Here is a 20,815-nt window from a genome sequence, read left to right as displayed (position 1 = left end):
CCGACCTGCGAGGCGATCTGACGCGATGGATGGGACGGCCGGTCTCCTCGGTCGTGTTCGCCGGCGCGACCGTCGTGCGTACCCTGGCCACCACCGCCGGCTGGGTCTTTCGGTCCGGAGACCAGGCTGCGTCCGTCCCGCGTGAGGTTCCGGATGCGGGCCGCTGACCAGGTGGCCCGTACGGCAGAGCGGCCCTGCCTGAGGTAGCCCGTCGCACAGCGCAGGCCCCCCGGCCGCGCCACGACAACCACGGGGCCCTCATACGGGGTGGCGCTGCCAGGTGAAGCGTTGGTCCGCCCCGCTGCCGATCCTCCGTGGGGCCGAGCCACCTGTTCCTCTTTGAAGGCGTCGGACGCCCAAGTTCCTTCTGCGGCCGGGACTTTCAGCACCTGGCCGACGGGCAGCACCCGGAATGCCTTGCGGAGGCCCAACGGGCGCACCGCCCGGAAGTCGTGCCGGTCGAGGATGAGGATCGCGTCGGGGCAGTGGTCCGTGGGCGGCGCCGGGTTCACCGCGTCGGCGAGGTTCAGGTCCAACTCGCTGCAGCGGACATGGACGGATCGAGTGGCGGCCAGGTGGTCCTCCGTGGTCGACCGACAGGTCCCCGCTGCGCCTTCCCTTGGTGTGTGCGGGAGACCCTGGCATCGGCATCCTGCAGCTCGGGGCCAAGCTCCCCGGTGATCTCGGAAACGTCGGCCGCCCCGGCCGGGGAGCGCGAGTGACAGTGGAGTCATGTATGCCGTCCCCAGGTCCGGGAGGACCGTCGGCCGAAACGGTGGCGGTTCGCGCGTGGTGATCGTGATGGGTGTGTCCGGGTCCGGCAAGTCCACCGTGGGAGCTGGGCTTGCGCGGCTGCTCGGAGAGCCGGTCGCCGCCGGGAGCCGCAGCAGGGCGATCACGCACAGGAAGTGCCAGCGCCCCTGCTGCTCGCACACCGGCACCAGGTCCTCGAAGTCCAGCCAGTCCAGCAGATGCAGCCCCATGGCGTTGACGGCCAGTACATGGACGGGAAACCCGACTTCGGGGACCGCGCTGGGCGCGGCGTCGCTGTTGCCGTCCGAGCTCAGGACCGACACGCCCCGCTCGGCCAGAAAGTCCATGGCCGTCGGGTGCAGGCCCGCACGGGCCCGTGTCACGTCCCAGGGCCAGGGCCCGAGGGTCCGGCGCCGCAGACGGTGCCCTACCCGTACGAACAGCAGGTCACCCGGTCCGACCGTGGTCCGCTGGGCGGTCTCGGCCGCGGCGAGCGAGGTCCTCGGCGGTCACCTGGTCGCCGGGCTCCAGCCACTGCACCCCGCGCATGCGCGGGTCGTCCAGGAGGACACCCCGGCCGACGATTCCGTCTCCCCGCGCAGGGGAGCCGTCATCCGATGAGACGCGGGCTCCGGACTGTCCGGACCGGTCCGGGTCTCGACGGTCGCGGCCAGCGACACGGTGCGCCCGTACCTGACCTCGGCGGCAGCCGCCACGACCCGCTCCGGCGTCAGCCGGTCCAGCGCGCCACGCCGATCCGCTCCGGCGTCAGCCGGTCCAGCGCGCCACGCCGATCCGCCCCACCATCCCGGGTCCGGCTCCGCAGCCGGCGGTACAGGTCGCCGAAGGCCGCTTCGGAGAGAGGCCGCGGCGTTGTGGGACGGGAGGGAACGGGCTGGTCAGAGGCCATCGGGAAACCTCCTGCTCCTGCCGGTACTCCTCTCGACACCGAATCATCACGACAGCCGCGCCACACGCCGGGCGCGGGCGGATTGCGCCGATCGGTCGCACGCGGCCGGGCCTTGCGCAGCCGGCCTCCGGGGGTGCGGGCGATGTGCGCGCGGCATACGCTGATGGGGTGAAACGTCGGGATCTTAAGGCGGTTCTACCGACGACGGTCGCCCCGCCTTTGTGTGACGACGGATTCCTTCTCACGATCACCCATTTCCTTTTCCTTCTCGTGATCACCCAATTCCTCCTGCGGAGACCCGACAAGCGCGGTGCGCCGCCCAGCGGTTCGCAGAGGCGGGCACAGGGAGCGCCGGTTTCGGAGTCCGCAGCTTGCAGCCCCTGTGGAGGTCGGGATGCGAGTTGTCGTTGATCTTTCCCGATGTGAAGGGTATGCGCAGTGCGCCTTCCTGGCTCCGGACGCGTTCCGGATGCACGGCGAGGAAGCGCTGATGTACGACCCCGACCCCGACGACGCCCAGCGGGACCGGGTGCTGCGCGCCGCGGCGGCCTGCCCGGTCCAGGCGATTCTGGTCGACCTCCTGGAGGGGCGGCCGGAGGAGCGGGACGTACCGGTGGCGGCGGCGAGCTCATGACCAGCGCCGACAACCTGCGCGCGTTCCGGCGCGGCGGCCGCATCGTGATCGTCGGGGCGTCGCTGGCGGGACTGCGGGCCGCGGAGTCCCTGCGTGACGAGGGTTTCACCGGATCGCTGACGATGATCGGCGACGAGCTGGGCGAACCCTACGACCGTCCCCCCTTGTCCAAGCAGGTGCTCACGGGGTGGGTGCCGGCCGGGGGCACCACGCTGCCGCGACGTCGTGACATCGACGCGGAGTGGCTGCTGGGCGTGCCCGCGAGCGGGCTGGACCTGGCCACCGACCATGTGCGTCTCGCCGACGGACGCGAGGTCCCCTTCGACCGGGTGCTGATCTCCACCGGCGTACGGGCCCGGCCCTGGTTCGTGGAGAGCGAGGCGGCGCTGGACGGAGTGTTCGTCGTACGAACCCGCGAGCACGCCGAAGGTCTGCAACGAGCCCTCGCCGCCGGGCCCTCCCGGGTGCTGGTCATCGGGGCGGGATTCACCGGCTCCGAGATCGCCTCCATCTGCCGGGAGCGGAACATCCCGGTGACCGTCGCCGAACTCGCGCCGTACCCGCTGGTCGGGGCGCTCGGCGCGATGATCGGCGAGGTGGCGGCGGACCTGCAGCGCGCTCACGGTGTCGACCTGCGGTGCGGCGTCAAGGTCACCCGGCTGGAGGGCGACGCGCAGGGACGGTTTCGCCGTGCCCACTTCGACGACGGCAGTACGGTCGACGCCGACGTGGCGGTGGTCGCACTCGGGGGCATCCGCAACACCGAGTGGCTGCAGGGCTCCGGACTGGCCGCGGGTGTCTGGGGCGTTGCCTGTGACACGGGCTGCCGTGCCATGGACCTCAACGGCCTGATCACCGACGACGTCTTCGTCGCCGGGGACGTGGCGCGCTGCCCGAACCCGGTCTACGAGTACCGGCTCATCTCCCTGGAGCACTGGGCCAACGCCGTGGAGCAGGCCCAGGTCGCCGCCCACAACATGGTCCACGGCCAGGCGGACCGCTGGCCCCACCTGTCCATCCCGCGGTTCTGGTCGATCCAGTTCGGCGTCAACATCAAGTCCGTCGGCGTGCCGACCTTCGCCGACGAGGTGGTCGTCACCCAGGGGTCGGTGACCGACCACCGCTTCGTCGCCGCATACGGCTACCAGGGCCGGGTCACCGCAGCGGTGACCTTCAACAACGCGAAGTGGCTGGACCACTACCGGCAACTCATCGAGACGGCCGCGCCCTTCCCGCCGCCCTGCGCCACGCCCGACCAGCCCGTCGACACGAAACCGGTGCCCGTCGACTTCCCCGGCCCCACCCTGCTCGCCCAGGGCGCCACCGTGGTCGTCACCGGACACGACCCGGGCGAGCGACGCGTCACGGCCGCGCACCAGCACCACCGGTAGGAGGGAAAGGCAAGCGAGATGACCACGACCGAGACGCCCGACACGCTGCACCGGATCCTCGACTACTCCTCCCGGGCCGACCCGTACCCGCTCTACGCCGAGCTGCGCAGAACGCCGGTCGCCCGGCAGGAGGACGGCAGCTACGTCATCAGCACATATCGTGAGCTCGCGGATATCCTCCACAATCCACACCTGAGCTCGGACGTCCGCAACATGTCGCATCCGATGCCCTCGGCCGAGGGCGCGACCACGCCGTCGTTCATCAACATGGACCCGCCCGAGCACGACCGCCTGCGGCGGATAGCGATGCGCCACTTCGGCCCCCCGCACACCCCGGGGCTCGTGACCGCCATGGAACCCGCCCTGACCGCCACCGTCGGCGGTCTGATCGACGACTTCACGGGCAAGGAGCAGATCGACATCGTCGACGACCTCGCCTACCCGTTCCCCGTCACGGTGATCTGCCACCTGCTCGGCGTGCCACGCGAGGACGAACCGAGGTTCCGCGTGTGGGTGAACGGCCTCATCAATGCGATCGACTACGACCCCAGGACCGACCCGAAGGAGAAACTCGAGAACGGCGTGCAGGCCCGCAAGGACCTGCACGAGTACCTCGGCGGGCTGCTGGCACAACGTCACGGCCGTCCCGGCGACGACCTGTTGTCCCGGCTGGCCAACGACGACGGGCCGGACGGGCGGATGACCGACGAGGAGATCATCAGCACCGCCAACCTGCTGCTGATCGCCGGCCACGAGACCACCGTCAACCTCATCGCCAACGGCATGCTGACGCTGCTGCGCCACCCGCAGATCCTGGAACGACTGCGCGGCGACCCCGATCTGATCGTGCCGCTGGTGGAGGAACTGCTGCGCTACGAGCCGCCCGTGCACATCATTCCCTGGCGGGCGGCGTACAGCGACGTCACCGTCGCCGACACCGTCATTCCCAAGGGCTCGCAGATCATGCTGATGCTGGCCTCGGGCAGCCGCGATCCGGACCGCTTCCACGATCCGGACCGCTTCGACCCCGACCGGCGTGACAACCAGCACCTCGGCTTCGGCAGCGGCATCCACCTGTGCTTCGGCGGCCCGCTGGCCCGACGGGAGGCTCAGATCGCGCTGGGAGAGTTGGTACGCCGCCTGGACCGGCCCAGACTGGTCGCCGACCCGCCACCGTACCGGCGCAGCCCCGTGCTGCGCGGGCCGATCCATCTGCTCGTCGAGCAGAACGGCGGTTGCTGAGCCTGTAGGTGTGGTGTTGGCCTGGCAGCTGCGCCGTAGCAGGGACCGGATCCCCTCGACGGGGTTGAGGTCGGGGGCGTACGGCGGCAGGTGGTGAGCGGTGAGCCAGCCGCAAGCGTCGATGAACGCACGCCTCCGGGCGTCCTTGTGCACGTTCAGGTTGTCCCGGACAAGCCCGATGGGCCCGCCGAGCTGCTGGTGGGCGGCGCTCAGCAGATCGCGAAGGTCGCAAGGGGGCGTCGGGATGGCTGCAGTGGTCACCCGTGTGGGCCATGCCGAGTTGACCGCCGTCTGATCTGCGTAGGTGTAGCGCCGCCGGCCTTGTGCTGTGCCGCCCGGTGTCCCGGAGCGTTGGTGGTTTGGCGTTGACGCCATGCTCGGTCGGACGAAGTTGCGGCGTTCGGGGCACGGCGTGACGCTGTGGGGGAGAAGCCGGAGGCCGGGGGACCGGAGGCGAATCGTAGGGAAGGACGACAAGCCCGTGACCGACCCTGTACAGATCCTTTGGACGCCTGCCGGGGTATCCCTGCCGTCGTTGGGTTCGCGCGCCCTGGCCCACGTACACGACGGGGACACGCCGTACGTCGAGATGCCGATCCGCATGCTGTCGGTCGACACTCCCGAAACAACAGCGGATACCGCTGAGGGGGCCAAGAGGGTCGACGAGGAGTTCACACAACTGGCTGCGTGGATGCGGGACGGCATCGCACCCATCTCCGACGATCTCGCGGAGTTCCTGCTGCCGAAGATCGAGACGGGGAAGGCGGGCAGCTTGCAGTTCGATCAGGGCACGGCGGCAGCCACGTTCAACACGGAGAACATCAAGAAGAGGCTGGCCGAGGGCAGGGACCCCGGCAAGGAGCGCGGCATCTTCATCCGCACCGCCGACGATTTTTTCGACGACAACAACCGGCTGCTCGCCTACATCGCTCCGAACTACTCGAAGAAGGAACTGGACACTCTGCCGAGGGAGAAGAGGCCGACGTTCAACCTCGATCTCATCACCGCAGGGTGGGCGGCACCCTTCGCCATCTACCCTTCCCTCCCCGGCGAACTCGACCTTCCGCTCTTCCTCAAGTCCGCCGACAAGGCTGTCAAGGACAAGAAGGGGATTTGGAAGAATCCTCTCACGTTGCTCGCCTACGAGTATCGGGCCCTCGAAAAGCTTCATGGCGTGACGAAGAAGAAGGCCGAGGGGAAAAAGTTGGAGCCCGGCGAGGAATTCTCCTGGCGGACGCGGTACTGCGCAGATATGCGCAATCGTGAACTACACGGTCCGGAGGACTACTTCCGGGTCCCGCCGATCTACCGGTTGTGGCTCTGGCCGCAGGACGTGAACGAGGCTGTCGGCCATCTCAACCTGACACCGTCGCGACGGCTCACCGGAAGCCGCACGCGCTGAGACCACCTGGAAGTGGGGCCTCCGGCGCGACCTCCGAGGCCCCGGGCCCAGCACTTCAGCGGTGTCCTGCTGCGTCTGGTGAACTACCAGCGCGCCTTCCCCATCGAGGCCGACACCCTCGGTGCTGCCCTGGAGTGGCTCGAAGAGCGCCATCCTCAGGTGCGGCGGGTGCTGCGCGATGGCAATGGACGGATCCGCCGTACTCATCAGGTCTTCCTCAACGGCGAACAGCTCACCGACGCTTCCCTTGACACCCCGCTGGCGGAGAGCGACCGGGTGGAGTTCCGCACGGCCATTGCGGGGGGTTGATATGGCCAGCGAGACCGTCTTCCGTGAACCGCTGTGGACCACCCAGTTCAGCCCGCTGCAGCTGCGGCCCCGCGCCCTGTCGGATCTGGCTATCAACGGCTTCGCCCGCTACCTCGCCGAACACCTGGTGCCCTTTCCCGCCCTCGTGCACAAGCACGGCACCGCCGTCGTCGTGCGCAGTCTGCGCCTGGACTACGTGGCGCCGGACCTTTGCTTTGCTCACGCTCCCTGGCTGGACGTGGGGGTACGGATGACTGCCAGCGTCAGGGGCGAATGGCTGGGCATCACGCTGGACTACCGGACCGATGACCGTCCGGCCGCCCGGGCTCGTCTGGTCCTGCGCGTGTTGACCGTCGCCGATCCTGACAGCCTGTCTGCCCACTCGCTGACCCGCAGCCGCTGCGAAGTGGCCGACCGGTGGTCGTTCATCGGGATGATCGAGCCGGCCACCACCGCCCGCGAACGCACCTTCGGCATACCCGGCCTGCCTGCCTGCCGACGCCGTCCGCCAGGCCGTAGCAGCACCGGTCCGCAGTCACATGGCTTCCTTCCAGCGCCCCCTGTTCGTCTTCGACCGCTGCCGTACTCTCACCCACGCTCACCGCACTCCGGACGGGAACCGATCCGTCTTCGCACCCGCCATCCACGCGGCAACCGGCGATAAGCGGCATCTGCAGGTGTGGGAACTGCTCGACGCGGTCCGACGGCCGCCATCGCCGCTCGTATGCCGGGGTGTCAAGGCAAAGCCGTCACACCCTGTGACGGCAGGCGGCGGAGCGTCCTCCGCCGCCGTCCTCGCCGGCCGCCGGTGGGTGTCGCTCAGGATTCGAGTGCATGCCCCGTGGTCGCGTCGACATGGTCGGGGATCTCGTCATGACGGTCACCGACCGTCGGCGTCCCGGTGGGCTCGAAGACGAGGATCGCGGCGCCGGCGGGAGCGTACGGCTTGTGCTCCGTGCCCCGGGGGACGGTGAAGACCGACCCTTGGGGGAGCCGGACCGTGCGCTCCCCGGCGGCCTCGCGCAAGGAGATGTACAGCTCCCCGTCGAGCACCAGGAAGAACTCGTCGGTGTCGTCGTGGGCGTGCCAGAGATGTTCGCCCTCGACCTTGGCGATGCGTACGTCGTAGTCGTTGACGTGCGTGACGATGCGGGGGCTCCACAGGGCGTCGAAGGAGGCCAGGGCTTCGCTGAGGGCGATCGGTTCATTGCTCTTGGGGCTCATGGGGGAATCCTTGCCGGTTGAGCAGGGTCGGCGTGAGTGCTAGGAATCGCATATGGCGCAAGATTCCTCGCAGGAGACGTGCGCGGTGGCCCCGCATCGGGTCGTCGTGATCGTGGACGAGAACTCGAACCCCTTCGAGCTCGGCTGTGCAACCGAAGTCTTCGGCCTGTCCAGGCCCGAACTCGGCCGCGAACTCTACGACTTCCGTCTCTGCTCGCCCGAGCCGCTCACGCCGATGCGGGACGGGTTCTTCATGCTCACGGGCGTCGCCGGCCTGGACGCCGCCGACTCGGCGGACACCTTGATCGTCCCCAACCGGCCCGACACCGACGTACCCCGCCGACCGGCCGTGCTCGACGCCGTACGACGGGCGCACGAGCGCGGTGCGCGCCTGGTCGGCTTCTGCAGCGGCGCCTTCACCCTCGCCGAGGCCGGAGTCCTCGACGGGCGTCGGGCCACCGCGCACTGGCAGTGGGCGCACGTCTTCCGGGCCCGATTCCCTGCCGTACGGCTCGAAGAAGACGTGCTGTTCGTGGACGACGGCGACATCCTCACCGCCGCGGGGAGCGCGGCCGCCCTCGACCTCGGGCTGCACATCGTCCGACGCGACCACGGCGCGGAGGTCGCCAACTCCGTCAGCCGGCGGCTGGTCTTCGCGGCACACCGGGACGGCGGACAGCGGCAGTTCATCGAGCGCCCGGTGCCCAAGCTGCCGGACGAGTCCCTGGCCCCGGTCCTGGCATGGGCACAGGAACGCCTGGACTCCTCGCTCGCCGTGTCCGACCTCGCGGCACGCGCCTGTGTCAGTCCGGCGACACTGCATCGCCGCTTCCGCGCGCAATTGGGCACGACACCGCTGGCGTGGCTCACGGGGGAACGGCTCGCCCTGGCATGCCGGCTGATCGAACGGGGTGAGGCACGCTTCGAGGTGGTGGCACGGCGCAGCGGCCTCGGCACCGCCGCCAATCTCCGCGCGCTGATGCGCCGCGAGACGGGGCTGGCGCCGTCGGCGTACCGGCGGCGGTTCGGCACGGGTACGGGCTAGGTATAAAACTGCCGGACATTGGTGACACATGGATCTCCGACTACGACGGACCTCGCCATGTCCCCTTCACCGCAACAGCAGCAGGATCGCCAGGCACCGCGACGTCCGGCGGTCCTGCGCCACGCCGAGGAAGTCACTGGGAATGTCTCGCTGACCTGCCGGTACTACGGCATCAGCCGCAACTGCTTCTACAAGTGGCAGCGGGGCCACCAGGAGGAGGGCATCGAGGGCCCGCGCGACCGTTCTGGCGCACCGCACCACAGTCCCCATGCCACCGACGCCGACATCCGCCGTCGGGCCAAGTACTACCAGTGCACCGCGATGCCCTCGCGCTGATCGAGCAGCAGCCCCGACGCCTTGTGGCCGATGTGCAGCACCCGCCGATCACGGTCAATGACGACCGCGCTGCAGGTGACATGACCAGGCAGCGTTGCACGGCTGGACGGATCGCCGGTGCCGTCAAGGACAACCAGCAGCTCGGCCAGGGCCTCCCGCTCCTGCGGGTGTCGGGCGAGGTAGGTCTCGACGGTCGCACGGATGTGGGAGCGGGTGGGCGGCACGTCATCACCTCGGGAGTTCATGGAACAGGGGGCGGGTGCGGGTCGGCCGAAGGGGTACGTGGCCGTAGGCAGGGCCACCACGTCTGGGCTTCCTGAAGGGACACCGGGACGGCTCATGTGCGTGTCCCATGCTTCTCGGCATCTGGATCGGAGGTGACCTGGTAGGAGAGCAACTGCTGGAACAGGCCCGGTTGCTGGGCGAGCTGTTGGTAGCTGCCCTCCTGCACGATCCTGCCCTCGTCGAGGACCACGATCCGGTCGGCCACGGCGACGTTGGTGAGGCGGTGGGTCACCAGCAGCACCGCCCGGTCCCGCGCCAGCCCCCGCAGCCGCTGGAAGATCCGGTACTCGGCGCGGGGGTCCAAGTTCGCGGTCGGCTCGTCGAGGACCAGCAGCCCCGCCTTCCGGAAGAATGCCCTGGCGAGAGCGATGCGCTGCCACTGACCGCCGCTCAGCTCCTCCCCGTTGAGCCACTCCCTGGCGAGGAGGGTGCCCAGACCGGCGCCGAGCCTGTCGACGACCTCGTCGGCGCCGGCGGCCTCGCACGCCTCAAGTACCGCCGAGTCGCCGCGCGGCGAGGGCTGCCCGAGGGTGATGTTCTCGCGCACCGTCAGGGGCCAGTGTGCGTAGTCCTGCGGTACCAGGGCCACCTGCTGCCACAGCGCCTGCGGGTCGGCGTCGCCGGTCGGGGTGCCGTCCCACAGCACCTGCCCGTCCGTGGGCACATACAGGCCGCTGACCAGCTTCGACAGCGTTGACTTCCCCGAGCCGTTGAAGCCGACCAGGGCGGTGACCTCGCCCCGGCGCAAGGTGAGCGAGACGTCGGAGAGCGCGTCCCGGTCCTTGCCGGCGTAGCGGTGGGTGACCGACTTGATCTCGATCTGCTTCGGAGGCTCGGGACGGTGGGTGCCCCGGCGCATGCGGAAGCCGCCGGCCTTGTCAAGGAACCCGCTCCAGTCGTCCATGTAAAGCCCCGTGCGCACGGCTCGCGCCCCGACGGCCACCAGTCCGCGGACCGACTGCCCCACCGTCTGCAGAGCGAAGACGGCTGTCCCGGCATGCCCGACGCTGATGCGGCTCGTGGCAAGCAGCCACACGACTGCCGCCCACACGACCGCCGATCCCAGACCGCCGCACAGCGCACCGGCCAGGGACATGCAGGCCCCCTTGTCGGCCGCGGCCCGGTCCTCGCGGTTGATCCGGGCGACCGTCTGCCGGTACCGGCCGGACAGGAACGCGGCCATGGTGCCGGCGCGGATCTGATCGGCGGCGTCCTTGGTGTAGATGTGCCAGCGCAGCACCGACAGCATCCGGTTGTCGCCGTTGCTGCGAAGGTTCGCCAGGTAGCGCACCCTGGCGGCGCTGACCTGGGCCAGTGCCTGCGGCAGGCTGGCCGCTACCAGGAGCGGGAGAAGTACCCAGTGCACCCCGGCCAGCACGATCGCCCCGGCGAGGAAGGAGGCCGACGAGGCGATCAGGTCCTGTCCCTCGTCGATCAGGTCCCCGGTGACCTGTGCTCCGCGGTCGGCGGCCTCGCGATCGCGGTTGAAGTCGGGCTCGTCGTAGGCGCACAGTTCCACCTCGGCGCAGCCGGTGAGCAGCATCTGCTCGGCCTCCCGCGACATCAGCGGGCCCAGCCGGGAAGACAGCCAGCTGACGGTGATCCCCAGGAGCGCGCGCACGCCTGCTGCGCCGGCCAGCAGGACCACGGAAAGCCACGCCTGAAGGAGCCGGTGGTAGACGTCACCGCTCGTCAGCAGCGCGGTCAGGGTGCCGCTGATGGCGACCAGGCCGAGGGCCTGCATCACGCCGGCGACGGCCTGGCACAGCAGGAGGCCGACGGTCGCTCGGCGGTCGACGCGCCAGGCGAGAGCCAGCGAACGGCGCACCAACTGCGGTAGACGCCGGGCCATGTCGCGCATCCGGATCGAGCGGCCGGCCGCTTCACGGCTGCCCGTCAGGTCGACGTACCGCATCTGCGGCCCCGGCTGCTCGGCTTCAGGCGGAACGTCCGGTCCGTCCTGCGGTCCGCCAGGCAGCGGCGCGGGAGCAGACGGGGGCGGCAGCTGGGTGGTGCGCGGCCCCGGCACGTTGTCGGCTGATGCATCGGTGGGCTCGCTCATACTGCCCACCCCGTATCCGGGCGTGATGAGCAGCGGGCACTGCGGAGGGCAGCGTCAACAAAGCGCCCCAAGGGGCCCGTGGGCAGGTGGGTGCCCAGCTGCCGATGTTCGATATCGGTAGAGGCGGTCACGGGGACGGCTACGGGATGCACGGTTACTCCAGGAGAGTCGCTGATGAGTACAGGTGCTCTAAGAACGGCGCCGATCCCGCCCCCGTAACGGGCACTTCGGTGGCAAATAGTGAACGTAAGTTCCAATCGTCGACTCAGGTCGTGCAGTCATTGGCCTGTGTGCACTCGTGGGTACTCGAACGACTCAAATCACTCCTTTGAGGTATTGCGGCGGCTTGATTGACAGGGTTGTGATGCGCTCCCGGGCACGGGTTGCGGGCGTGGATGTGGTGAGTGACCAATCCGAGCCCAGCGGCGAGCCGTTCTGGCTGCGTGGAGAGGTTGATGCGGAGGAGCTGGCCAGTGGGGTGGGAAGTGCGCAGCGGCGATCCGGGGGCGGTGACGAGCTCAGCGTTGTGCTGGAACCGCGCGGCGACCGCGTCGTTGACGTCGGCCGCGAGGACCAGCCCTTCACCGTCTCTGTGCAGCACGCCGACGGCGTCGAGGAGCGCATCACCGCCTGCGCTGTCATCGATGCCTCCGGCACCTGGACCGTTCCCGGCCCGCTGGGCGGAGACGGCCTCCCCGCCCTGGGCGAGCGCACCGCCACCGACCGCATCTCCTGCCGCGCCCCCGACCTCAAGGATCCCGCCGTACGCGCTCGCCATGCGGGCAAGCGCACCGTCGTCATCGGTTCCGGCGCCTCCGCCTTCACCGCTCTCGGGCGCGGGCTCCGGCCTGCCCGTCGCGACCGCCGAGATCCTGGTGCCCGAGGGCTCCCGGCTGGTGCTCTGCACCGACGGGCTTGTCGCGGATCGCGACCGTGACATGGGCAGGGGCCTGGAGCAGTTGCGGGCAGCCCTGGCCAACGGGCCGGACCGCGATCCCGAGGCGCCGTGGCCCCGGAGCGAGCTGATCACCAACGCCATCCGCTACGGCACCCAGCCGGTCCGGGTTCGCATGCTGCACGACCCGGACCGCAACCTGATCTGCGAGGTCTCGGACGGTAGGAGCACCTCCCCGCACATGCGGCGGGCGGCCACCACCGACGAGGGCGGCCGGGGTCTGTTCCCCGTCGCTCGGTTCGCCGAGCGCTGGGGCACCCGCTACCTGCCACGCCGGTGACCTCACGGATACGTCTGGCCCTCTTCTGTCTGCTCGTCGGGCAGCCAGTGCAGGGCGAACCAGAGTTCCATGCGGACACCCGGGTCCTGGAGGTCGACGTCGAGGAGTTCGGCGACCCGCGCGAGCCGGTGGCGCACGGTGTTGCGATGGATCTGCAGGACCGCGGCGGTGCGGTCCCAGCTGCCGTGAAGTGTCAGCCAGGTTCGCAGGGTCTCGAGGAGGGCCGAGGCACCCGGTGTGCCGGCTCGGGCCAGCGGAGCGAAGCGGGAACGGGCGAGCTCTCGGGCGTCGTCGGGGGAGATGAGGGCGTGAACGGTGAGCGCCTCGCTGCTGTGGATGACGGCTGGTGCCTCGGCGGCGATCGCGCGTTGCAGGGCCCGTTCGGCCTGAGAGTCGGCGCGGGGCAGGTCGGAAGCGGGTACGGGCGCGCTGAAGCCGAGGGTCCATCCGAGAACAGCGGCCAGTTCGGGGGCGCTTGGCGAGGCTTCGGGCGTGCTGGGGGTCAGCGCCAGCAAGTGAGCGCCGTCAATGTGCACATACGGGGTGCCGAGCGCGGTGGCCAGAGCTGCGAGTTGGGCCGGGTCTCCGCCGGGCCGGGATGCAGGGTGGGGCCGCGCCGACGTGGCCATGTGGCGGCCGTGGACGACGATCCAATGGTCGCCCTTCGATGCGTCGGCGGGCGCGAGCGCGGCCGCCACCTCGGCAGGGGCGGCGCCGAGCATGAGCCGTACGAGTGCGCCGACGCTTCGGGTTTCCGTGCTGAGGGCGTGGCGGGGGCTGGTCAGCAGGGACAGCAGGACCGTTGCCACGCCGGTGATCTGACGGTGCACCACGGTCGGGGGAGAGACGGCGGCCTGGCCGAGGACCAGTGGGGTGGCGGTGCTGTCCGCGCGGGGCAGGGTGTGGACGGTCAGGTGGACGCCTTCGATGTGGTCAGCTGCTGCCGCCGGGGGTGGGGGTCTGCCCTTCGCGTGGTCTCGGGTGGAGCGGGCGGTGGTGCGTATGGCGAGGTCGCGCAGCAGTCGCGGGGTGGGTTCCGGGGGCCGGGGGCCCGCGCTGAACAGTTCGTTGCCCTGGGCGTCGAAGAGGGCCGCCCAGGCCCCCGTATGGGTGCTGAGCTGGTTGAGTACGGCCTGAAGCGCGTCAGGGCGGGCGGCGGCGGAAGTGAGAGCCGACTGCGCCTTGGAGATCTCTCTCAGATCGCGGTTGAGGGCCTCGGCGATCGCGGTGTAGGTGGCTTGGCCGACGGCGACGAAGGGTGTGTCCGGCGGCAGCCGCAGCAGTGGCAGTCCGTGGCGGTCACAGGCGGCGACGAGCTCGGGCGGAATCTCCTGGTGCACGGGCGCGACGCCGAAGCCGAGTGCGGCCACTCCGGCGGCGACAACGCGTGCCACATAGGTGTTGATGCCCTCCGCGTCCTGCGGGAGACGGACCCCCGCGGTGAGGAGGAGTTCACCGCCGACGAGATAGGGCGTGGGGTCCTCGATCTCGGTGGTGCCGACCGTGCCGATGAGGCGGTCGTCGGCCGGCCCGGCGACCTGGCTCAGGCCGAGTCCGGGGTCGGCGAGCAGCGCGCTGAGGCGGACGGACGGCTGAATGGTCTCGCTCATGAGGAGAGATCCTCCCAACCCGGAAGCCTCCGCAGGAGTGCCGGATTCATCCAACGGATGCCTCCATCTTGGATAAATCCAGCACTTCAGCACCAGTGTGAAGGGCCGATACGGTCACATGAACAGCAGGGCACCCCCGGCCTTGGCAGCGCAGCACTCACAGGACATCACCCCAGCCCTGGCAGCGCAGCACTCTCCACCTCTCCCCTTTCCTCAGCACTGCCGCGTGCCGCCCCTACCGTGACCGGCGCGCAGCCGCTGTCTCCCCTCAACAGCAGCCACTCGGCGGCTCGGCGCACCGCACCCGGGCCGCAGCGAATCGGAGGACCTGATGGCCGTCGACTACCTCGTCATGATCGGATATTTGTTGGGCATCGTCGGCGTCGGCTGGTGGGGCAAGAAGCGCGCCGCCTCCAAGAGCGACTTCCTGGTCGCCGGGCGGCGGCTGGGCCCGCTGATGTACACCGGCACCATGGCCGCCGTCGTCCTCGGCGGCGCCTCCACGATCGGCGGCGTCCGCCTTGGCTACACCTACGGTGTCTCCGGCGCCGCCATGGTCTTCGCCATCGGACTCGGGCTGCTGGCCCTGAGCATCTTCTTCTCCGCCCGGATCGCCCGGCTGCGCGTCTACACCGTCGCCGAGATGCTCTCCCTGCGCTACGGCGGCACCGCCAGCGTGATCTCCGGCGTCGTGATGTGGATCTACACCCTCATGCTGGTCGTCACCTCCACGATCGCCTATGCCAGCGTCTTCGACGTGCTGTTCGACGTACCGCGCTGGGCCGCGATCGTCTTCGGCGGCACGATCGTCGTGGGCTACTCGGTGCTCGGTGGCATGTGGTCCATCACGCTCACCGACATGGTGCAGTTCGTGATCAAGAGCGTGGGCGTGCTCGTCCTTCTCCTGCCCATCGCGGTGGTCAAGGCGGGCGGCTTCTCCGCCATGGCCGACCGGCTGCCGCACGGATTCCTCTCACCGACCTCCATCGGCGGGCAGACGATCTTCACCTACGTGCTGATCTACACCTTCGGCATGCTGATCGGGCAGGACATCTGGCAGCGGGTCTTCACCGCCCGAAACGACAAGGTCGCCGCCTGGGGCGGCACCGTCGCCGGCGTCTACTGTCTCGTCTACGCCCTGGCCGGAGCCGTCATCGGCATGGCCACCAAGGTGCTCTATCCGCACCTGGGCAGCCCCGACCAGGCGTTCGCCACCATCGTCGAGCGGGCCCTGCCCGTCGGGGTCAAGGGCCTGGTCCTGGCCGCCGCCCTGTCCGCCATGATGTCCACCGCCAGCGGCGCCCTGATCGCCTCCGCGACCGTGGCCAACAACGACGTCTGGGCCCGGCTGCGCCGTCGCGGCCACCACGCCACCGAGGTCGCCTCCGACCTGGAGGACCGCGACGAGGTCCGCGAAAACCGGCTCGCCATCGCCATCCTCGGTGTGGCGTCCATGGTCATCGCCTGCCTGCTGGGCGACGTGCTGGCAGCCCTCACCGTTGCGTACAACCTGCTGGTCGGCGGCCTGCTGGTCCCCATCCTCGGCGGCCTGGTCTGGAAGCGAGGGAACCTTCAGGGTGCCCTGGCCTCGATGATCGCAGGCGGCATCACAGTGATCACCCTGATGGTGACGCACGGGCTCCTCGCCAATGAGCCGATCTACTTCGGCCTGCTCGCCAGCCTCGTCGCCTACGTAACGGTCAGCCTCACGACCAAGCCGACCGAGGAAGCGGTCGTCGAGGCGTGGCGCCACCGCCTGGCGGGGGAGCAGACCCCCACCGCGGAGCTCGCCGCCGCCTGACGCCGCACCCGACAGCCTCCGTCACCGTCCGCACGTCGAAGCCCACCCTCCGAAGGAGTCCCGTATGCCCCGGCCCCTGGCCGTCTTCACCGACCTCGACGACCTCGATCCGGCACCCGGGGTGGCCCTGCTGAGCCAGGCGGGCTTCGACGTACGGATCGCCGACAGCGCTCATCCGGATGCCATCGTCCGAGCGGCCTCGGAGGCCGTCGCCCTCCTGGTCGGCTACGCCCGGGTGGACGCCGACCTCCTCGACCGGCTCCCTCACGTCCGGATCCTGGCCACCCTCTCGGCCGGTCACGACATGATCGACACCGATGCGGCACGCGCCCGCGGCCTGTGGGTGTGCAATCTGCCCGACGCCGCGACCGAGGAGGTCGCCGTCCACGCGCTCGCCTCGGCCCTGTCGCTGGTCCGGGACCTCCCAGGGGCCGATGCCGTGGTGCGCCGCGGCGGCTGGACCACCGACCTGCCCCGGCTGCCCCGCCGGACCAGCGAGCTGACGCTCGGCCTGGTGGGCATGGGCCGCATCGCCTCCCGCCTCGCCGAGCTGGCCGCACCGATCTTCGGCCGCATCGCCGCGTACGACCCACTGTGCCCTCCCGAGCGCTGGCCCGCCGCTGTCCGGCGGATGGACCTGGACGCCCTGCTGACATGCAGCGATGTGCTCTCCCTGCACGCCCCGCTCAACGACGCCACCCGCGGACTCATCAGCAGTGCACAACTGGAGCGCATGCCTGCCGGAAGCTTCCTGGTCAACGTCGCACGCGGCGAACTCGTCGACCCCACAGCAGTCCTGGAGGCACTGGACAGCGGTCACCTCGCCGGAGCGGCCCTGGACGTCCTCCCCGTCGAACCCCCCGCCCCGGACGACCCCGTACGCACCCACCCCGGCCTGCTGCTCTCCCCGCACAGCGCGTTCCTCTCCGACGCCTCACGGCGCGCCTACGTGGAACGCCCGGCCGAGAACGTCATCGCCTGGCACCGCACCGGGCGCCCGCTCACCCCCGTCGTCACCCCCGCCACCGAAGGAATCGCCCAGTGAACGCCTCGACATGCCATGCCGACCAGGCAGCCTCGGCCGACGACGAACTGCGGCTGCGCCGCGAACTCGCCGCCGTCTACCGTCTGGTGGCGCACTTCCGGATGACCGACCTGATCTTCACCCACATCTCCGCCCGGCTCCCCGGTCCGGAGAACCACTTCCTGATCAACCCCTACGGCCTCCTCTTCGAGGAGATCACCGCATCCAACCTCGTCAAGATCGACCTGGACGGCCGCGCGGTCGAGGAGACACCCCACCCCGTCAACCCCGCCGGCTTCGTCATCCACAGCGCCATCCACGCCGCCCGGCCCGACGCCCACTGCGTCCTGCACACCCACACCAAGGCCGGCTGCGCCGTCGCGGCTCAGGAGCACGGCCTGCTCCCGCTCAACCAGATCTCCATGGAGTTCTACGGCAGGCTCGGTTACCACGACTACGAAGGCGTCGCCCTCAACCTCGCCGAACAGCAACGACTCGTCGCCGACCTGGGTGGCCACCCGGCGATGATCCTGCGCAACCACGGCCTGTTGACCGTCGGTGAGACCCCCGCTCAGGCTTTCCTGCGCATGTACTACCTGGACAAGGCATGCGAGATCCAGACCGCGGCCGTGTCGGGCGGCGCGAAGCTCATCACGCCTGCCCCTGACGTCGTCGAGCTCACCGCCCGCCAGCTCTCCGGCGAGGACGACAGCTCCGACCTCCAGGACGACAAGGCGTACGACCTCGCCTGGTCGGCACTGCTCCGGCTCGTCGAGCGCATCGCCCCCGACTACAAGGACTGAGCCGCCCGGGCCTGCCTGACCGCGGGCAGCGCGGCTCCCGGAACGGCGGCCCCGTCCCCGGCCCCTCCTGGATACCGCCCTGCCACACCTCTCTCTGTCTCGGCAACGCAGAACACGCACCGCGTGAACCGGAAAGGCCGTGACACCAGTTAGGCAGACACACGGCAGGGGCTGGAAGAGACATGCACACCGGACAGTGTGAACGTGTTGAATCGGCGGGGCGTCCTGATGCCCACGGAGACGCTCGCAGTGGACTGCCGGCGGATCGTCGAACTGGTGGCGGGCGACGTGAGTGGCGGCGGGGGATGTCGGCGAAGGAGCTGGCAGGCATGACGGCTCCATGGCCGTTTGGCCGTGGGCCCCATGTCAGTCCCGCGGATGCGCGCTGTGATCACTGGTGGTGGGAGCTGCATCTGCCGCCGATGTCTGGGATCCAGAAGCGGATCTCCAACGTCTTCAGACGGTCCCAGTGGCGCACACGGCGCCCATGTCTGACTGCGGCAGTCAGGCTCACCAGTAGCAGTGCCACACAGCATCCAGCCAGCACACGATCGGGCCCCACAACGAGCTCGATCACCGAGCCGACGAGCGCGAACACCAGGGCGAGGGCCGAGTTCCGCACCCGGCGCCCTATGAGAAGCGCTCGCGGGCGCACCACCCCATCAGCCGTCCGTGACCCCAGCTATGCCCGGGGGCCTCGCCCTCGTAAAGAGCTCGACGGTTCCGGCTGATCGGGAGGTGGCCCTGGGAAGGGCTCGAACCACGGCACGGTACGGCGACCGAGCTTGTGACGGCAGGGGCCGCACCTCGCGTCCCTCTGGTCGAAGCGCTCCCAGCAAGGGCGGCCGACCTACCGGCTTCGACAAGACGCTCTCAGGCAATGCGCCCCAGGAGATGGTCTGCCTGATGCGTCAGAACGCACTCGCAGCAGTCCGGCCCACGCAGCCTCACATCCGGGACCTCAGCACGTCGACCTCACAACCCGGCGCGAACGGGTCGAAGCCGTGCTCGCCCAGCCAGCGGACCGCCAGCAGGCTTCGCAATGACCACCACGCGCGGATCACGTCGAGGTCGATGTCGGTGCCATAGCCGGCGACGACGTCGCCGAGGTGCTCCTCGTGTCCGAGCGTCAAAGTGGCGAGGTCGAACAGGGCGTCACCCTGGCCCGCCTCGGACCAGTCGATGATGCCCGTGATCTCGTCGCCGTCGACGAACACGTGAGTGATCTGCAGGTCGCCGTGCGTGAAAACCGGAGTCCGCGGCCGGAGCGCGGCCTCGGCGACCTGGCGGTTGCGGGTGACCAGGTCGGCGGGCAGGACGCCGTTCGTCACGAGCCGCTCGCACTCGCCGTCGAGATCCGCTGCCAACTCGTCGAGGCCCCGGCCGCCGCGGCCGGGCCAGGGCGGCAACGGCGCGTCGTGCAACTTCCGGATGGCGGCACCCGCCGCGGCCCACGCCGCCGGCGACGCGGTCGACGGTTCGCCGAGGCGGCCGAGCGCCGTCCCCGGGACCGCGGCGATCGCGAGCACGGGCGGCTTGCGCCACAGGACCTCCGGAGTCGGGACCGGCGCCAGGGCCATCGCCTCGACCTCGACGTCGATGCGCGCCTGATCGGCGTCCACCTTCAGGAACACATCGCCGACGCGCAGGGTCGCGCGCTCGGAATGGGCGACGACGACCTTGACCTCATCCATGGCGACCAGTATCCCGGAATGACCGTCGCCGTCGCCGGGTTTATCGCGTGCGCTGGCGCGGCTGACCGTGCCGCGCTATCCGGCGGCCTCGTGCACGACACCGACCGCTGACGAGGTCAAGTCCACCACTTTTGTTGGGAGTCCTCAGTCGAGTTGCGCACATCGCGCGACATCGACGCCAAGCCCCGACGCGGTACCCGCAGACCGGGCAGGCACCGCGTCCGCCATGCTCGACACCGGCCGCCAGGCAGGCGGAGCGATTGCGGTGGCGGTCTTCGGGCGCTGCTGGCGGGGCGGACACGTTCCTGACCGGCATGCGGTCGAGCATGCTGATCGCGGCGGCCCGACTCGTACTGACCGCCGGCGCGACACCCACGCTGCCGCGGAACGGGCGCCGGAACGAGGAGGTGTGCGGCTTGCTGCGGGCCTGGATGCCGCGACGGACGGCAATCTGCCGCTCTGTTCGCACCCGAGCCGAGCCCCCGGCCTGCACCAGACCGGACGGCACCTGACCGATCCTGCCCAGCCTGCCCGGTCCCCCCACACGCCCCGCGAGGATTCATCACCGCAGCCTGCGCCACGTCGATCACGCACCCTGCCCACCAGGATTTCATCGTAATTTGATCGGCCATGGTTAGCGTCCACACGGTCCGAGGGTTCCCGCTGCAGTGCGCCATGCATTGCGACCCACCACTACAGAGGAAGGACGCTCAACATCATGAGCAACACGTCCCGCATTGAGACCCGTGAGATCGCCGACGACGACCTCGACAGCGTCGCGGGTGGTCTCTCCGTCAGTGGCTCCGTGGACGGTCTGACCGCCACGTTCGCCCCGGGCCCCAATGGCATCCCGATCCTGACCGGCGGCTCCGTGAAGTCCGTCAGCCTCACGGTCTCCGACATCCCCCTGGGCCCGATCCACGGCTGAGACACAGCTTGGGATGCAGCTGTAGCACGGTGCTCATCCACCGGGCCCCGGAACCATCCCCGGCAGTCGTGGGGTAGTTCAGGGTCCTGTGTGACGTCGGCCTTCAAGACCTGGTTGTGGTCGTGGA

General features: G+C 69.8%; 19 protein-coding genes and 2 pseudogenes. 15 read left to right on the top strand and 6 right to left on the bottom strand.

Annotated elements, in window-relative coordinates; genetic code table 11:
* Positions 1-1,215 precede the first annotated feature (1,215 nt).
* The 4 genes from ADL29_RS45540 to ADL29_RS27790 all read left to right on the top strand — a co-directional run bounded on the left by ADL29_RS45540 (position 1,216) and on the right by ADL29_RS27790 (position 4,930).
* On the top strand, positions 1,216-1,374 hold the full coding sequence (locus tag ADL29_RS45540) for a hypothetical protein (RefSeq protein ID WP_245689659.1): 159 nt from the start codon (positions 1,216-1,218) through the stop codon (positions 1,372-1,374).
* A 683-nt stretch (positions 1,375-2,057) separates the two neighbouring features.
* Positions 2,058-2,297, top strand: coding sequence for a ferredoxin (locus tag ADL29_RS27800; protein ID WP_053926333.1), 240 nt, complete (start codon positions 2,058-2,060; stop codon positions 2,295-2,297).
* Entirely contained in the window at positions 2,294-3,688 is a 1,395-nt protein-coding gene (locus ADL29_RS27795) for an NAD(P)/FAD-dependent oxidoreductase (protein ID WP_053926329.1), read from the top strand. Before ADL29_RS27800 ends, ADL29_RS27795 begins: the two co-directional genes overlap by 4 nt.
* Positions 3,689-3,706: 18 nt before the next feature.
* A complete protein-coding gene (locus tag ADL29_RS27790; RefSeq protein ID WP_053926328.1) occupies positions 3,707-4,930 on the top strand; it encodes a cytochrome P450 in 1,224 nt (407 codons plus the stop codon).
* Positions 4,931-4,942: 12 nt separating this feature from the next.
* Here ADL29_RS27790 and ADL29_RS42940 read toward each other — a convergent pair.
* Positions 4,943-5,158: pseudogene (locus ADL29_RS42940) on the bottom strand (transposase); the annotation flags it as partial.
* Positions 5,159-5,411: 253 nt separating this feature from the next.
* On the opposite strand from ADL29_RS42940, the gene ADL29_RS27785 reads away from it, so the two are divergent.
* From ADL29_RS27785 to ADL29_RS27775, 3 genes are all read left to right on the top strand, one after another.
* On the top strand, positions 5,412-6,332 hold the full coding sequence (locus tag ADL29_RS27785; protein ID WP_053926327.1) for a thermonuclease family protein: 921 nt from the start codon (positions 5,412-5,414) through the stop codon (positions 6,330-6,332).
* A 78-nt stretch (positions 6,333-6,410) separates the two neighbouring features.
* Positions 6,411-6,641 (top strand): MoaD/ThiS family protein, encoded by a 231-nt coding sequence (locus ADL29_RS27780; protein WP_063788552.1) that lies wholly within the window; start codon positions 6,411-6,413, stop codon positions 6,639-6,641.
* A 1-nt stretch (position 6,642) separates the two neighbouring features.
* Positions 6,643-7,305 carry a hypothetical protein gene (locus tag ADL29_RS27775; RefSeq protein WP_053926325.1) on the top strand — a complete coding sequence of 221 codons (663 nt, stop codon included), beginning with the start codon at positions 6,643-6,645 and terminating at the stop codon, positions 7,303-7,305.
* A gap of 155 nt (positions 7,306-7,460) precedes the next feature.
* On the opposite strand, the gene ADL29_RS27770 is transcribed toward ADL29_RS27775, so the two are convergent.
* On the bottom strand, positions 7,461-7,865 hold the full coding sequence (locus tag ADL29_RS27770; protein WP_053926324.1) for a cupin domain-containing protein: 405 nt from the start codon (positions 7,863-7,865) through the stop codon (positions 7,461-7,463).
* 52 nt (positions 7,866-7,917) lie between these two features.
* Between ADL29_RS27770 and ADL29_RS27765 the strand changes: the two genes are divergently transcribed.
* Both ADL29_RS27765 and ADL29_RS27760 read left to right on the top strand, forming a co-directional pair.
* Positions 7,918-8,910, top strand: a complete 993-nt coding sequence (locus tag ADL29_RS27765; protein ID WP_053926323.1) for a GlxA family transcriptional regulator — start codon at positions 7,918-7,920, stop codon at positions 8,908-8,910.
* A gap of 57 nt (positions 8,911-8,967) precedes the next feature.
* The gene (locus ADL29_RS27760) at positions 8,968-9,246 is read left to right on the top strand and encodes a helix-turn-helix domain-containing protein (RefSeq protein WP_053926322.1); all 279 of its coding nucleotides are present in this window, start codon (positions 8,968-8,970) and stop codon (positions 9,244-9,246) included.
* Here ADL29_RS27760 and ADL29_RS27755 read toward each other — a convergent pair.
* On the bottom strand, positions 9,216-9,470 hold the full coding sequence (locus ADL29_RS27755; protein ID WP_053926321.1) for an NUDIX hydrolase: 255 nt from the start codon (positions 9,468-9,470) through the stop codon (positions 9,216-9,218). The two genes, ADL29_RS27760 and ADL29_RS27755, sit on opposite strands and share 31 nt — an antisense overlap.
* A 113-nt stretch (positions 9,471-9,583) precedes the next feature.
* Entirely contained in the window at positions 9,584-11,446 is a 1,863-nt protein-coding gene (locus ADL29_RS27750) for an ABC transporter ATP-binding protein (RefSeq protein WP_053926320.1), read from the bottom strand.
* Positions 11,447-12,137: 691 nt separating this feature from the next.
* Between ADL29_RS27750 and ADL29_RS45535 the strand changes: the two are divergent.
* Positions 12,138-12,425 (top strand): annotated as a pseudogene (locus ADL29_RS45535) (flavoprotein); the annotation flags it as partial.
* Complete coding sequence (locus ADL29_RS45530) at positions 12,370-12,828, top strand: ATP-binding protein (RefSeq protein ID WP_425424288.1); 459 nt, start codon at positions 12,370-12,372, stop codon at positions 12,826-12,828. The pseudogene ADL29_RS45535 and the gene ADL29_RS45530, both read left to right, overlap by 56 nt.
* A 2-nt stretch (positions 12,829-12,830) precedes the next feature.
* Here the strand turns inward: ADL29_RS45530 and ADL29_RS27735 are convergent, their stop codons facing one another.
* Positions 12,831-14,438 (bottom strand): PucR family transcriptional regulator, encoded by a 1,608-nt coding sequence (locus ADL29_RS27735; RefSeq protein ID WP_053926317.1) that lies wholly within the window; start codon positions 14,436-14,438, stop codon positions 12,831-12,833.
* A gap of 331 nt (positions 14,439-14,769) precedes the next feature.
* Here ADL29_RS27735 and ADL29_RS27730 point away from each other — a divergent pair, with 331 nt between their 5' ends.
* The 3 genes from ADL29_RS27730 to ADL29_RS27720 all read left to right on the top strand — a co-directional run bounded on the left by ADL29_RS27730 (position 14,770) and on the right by ADL29_RS27720 (position 18,066).
* Positions 14,770-16,239 carry a sodium:solute symporter family protein gene (locus ADL29_RS27730; RefSeq protein ID WP_053926316.1) on the top strand — a complete coding sequence of 490 codons (1,470 nt, stop codon included), beginning with the start codon at positions 14,770-14,772 and terminating at the stop codon, positions 16,237-16,239.
* Between the two features lie 64 nt (positions 16,240-16,303).
* Positions 16,304-17,284 carry a C-terminal binding protein gene (locus ADL29_RS27725; protein WP_053926315.1) on the top strand — a complete coding sequence of 327 codons (981 nt, stop codon included), beginning with the start codon at positions 16,304-16,306 and terminating at the stop codon, positions 17,282-17,284.
* Positions 17,281-18,066 (top strand): class II aldolase/adducin family protein, encoded by a 786-nt coding sequence (locus tag ADL29_RS27720; RefSeq protein WP_053926314.1) that lies wholly within the window; start codon positions 17,281-17,283, stop codon positions 18,064-18,066. Before ADL29_RS27725 ends, ADL29_RS27720 begins: the two co-directional genes overlap by 4 nt.
* 947 nt (positions 18,067-19,013) lie before the next feature.
* On the opposite strand, the gene ADL29_RS27710 is transcribed toward ADL29_RS27720, so the two are convergent.
* The gene (locus ADL29_RS27710) at positions 19,014-19,760 is read right to left on the bottom strand and encodes a phosphotransferase family protein (protein WP_053926312.1); all 747 of its coding nucleotides are present in this window, start codon (positions 19,758-19,760) and stop codon (positions 19,014-19,016) included.
* A gap of 718 nt (positions 19,761-20,478) precedes the next feature.
* Between ADL29_RS27710 and ADL29_RS27705 the strand changes: the two genes are divergently transcribed.
* Positions 20,479-20,688 (top strand): hypothetical protein, encoded by a 210-nt coding sequence (locus ADL29_RS27705; RefSeq protein ID WP_046930081.1) that lies wholly within the window; start codon positions 20,479-20,481, stop codon positions 20,686-20,688.
* The last annotated feature ends 127 nt before the right edge of the window (positions 20,689-20,815 follow it).

Source organism: Streptomyces chattanoogensis (assembly GCF_001294335.1).
Lineage (GTDB): Bacteria > Actinomycetota > Actinomycetes > Streptomycetales > Streptomycetaceae > Streptomyces > Streptomyces chattanoogensis.
Note: the sequence above shows the minus strand (reverse complement) of the source record. Positions and strands in the feature narration are given on the sequence as shown.

Bases quoted from the DNA above. Each gene is read 5' to 3' on its own strand.
- ADL29_RS27800 (WP_053926333.1), top strand. From the start codon at position 2,058: ATGCGAGTTGTCGTTGATCTTTCCCGATGTGAAGGGTATGCGCAGTGC.
- ADL29_RS27750 (WP_053926320.1), bottom strand. From the start codon at position 11,446: ATGCGGTACGTCGACCTGACGGGCAGCCGTGAAGCGGCCGGCCGCTCG.
- ADL29_RS27770 (WP_053926324.1), bottom strand. From the start codon at position 7,865: ATGAGCCCCAAGAGCAATGAACCGATCGCCCTCAGCGAAGCCCTGGCC.
- ADL29_RS27790 (WP_053926328.1), top strand. From the start codon at position 3,707: ATGACCACGACCGAGACGCCCGACACGCTGCACCGGATCCTCGACTAC.
- ADL29_RS27735 (WP_053926317.1), bottom strand. From the start codon at position 14,438: ATGAGCGAGACCATTCAGCCGTCCGTCCGCCTCAGCGCGCTGCTCGCC.
- ADL29_RS27795 (WP_053926329.1), top strand. From the start codon at position 2,294: ATGACCAGCGCCGACAACCTGCGCGCGTTCCGGCGCGGCGGCCGCATC.
- ADL29_RS27725 (WP_053926315.1), top strand. From the start codon at position 16,304: ATGCCCCGGCCCCTGGCCGTCTTCACCGACCTCGACGACCTCGATCCG.
- ADL29_RS27775 (WP_053926325.1), top strand. From the start codon at position 6,643: ATGGCCAGCGAGACCGTCTTCCGTGAACCGCTGTGGACCACCCAGTTC.
- ADL29_RS45530 (WP_425424288.1), top strand. From the start codon at position 12,370: ATGCGGGCAAGCGCACCGTCGTCATCGGTTCCGGCGCCTCCGCCTTCA.
- ADL29_RS27760 (WP_053926322.1), top strand. From the start codon at position 8,968: ATGTCCCCTTCACCGCAACAGCAGCAGGATCGCCAGGCACCGCGACGT.
- ADL29_RS27765 (WP_053926323.1), top strand. From the start codon at position 7,918: ATGGCGCAAGATTCCTCGCAGGAGACGTGCGCGGTGGCCCCGCATCGG.
- ADL29_RS27705 (WP_046930081.1), top strand. From the start codon at position 20,479: ATGAGCAACACGTCCCGCATTGAGACCCGTGAGATCGCCGACGACGAC.
- ADL29_RS27710 (WP_053926312.1), bottom strand. From the start codon at position 19,760: ATGGATGAGGTCAAGGTCGTCGTCGCCCATTCCGAGCGCGCGACCCTG.
- ADL29_RS27730 (WP_053926316.1), top strand. From the start codon at position 14,770: ATGGCCGTCGACTACCTCGTCATGATCGGATATTTGTTGGGCATCGTC.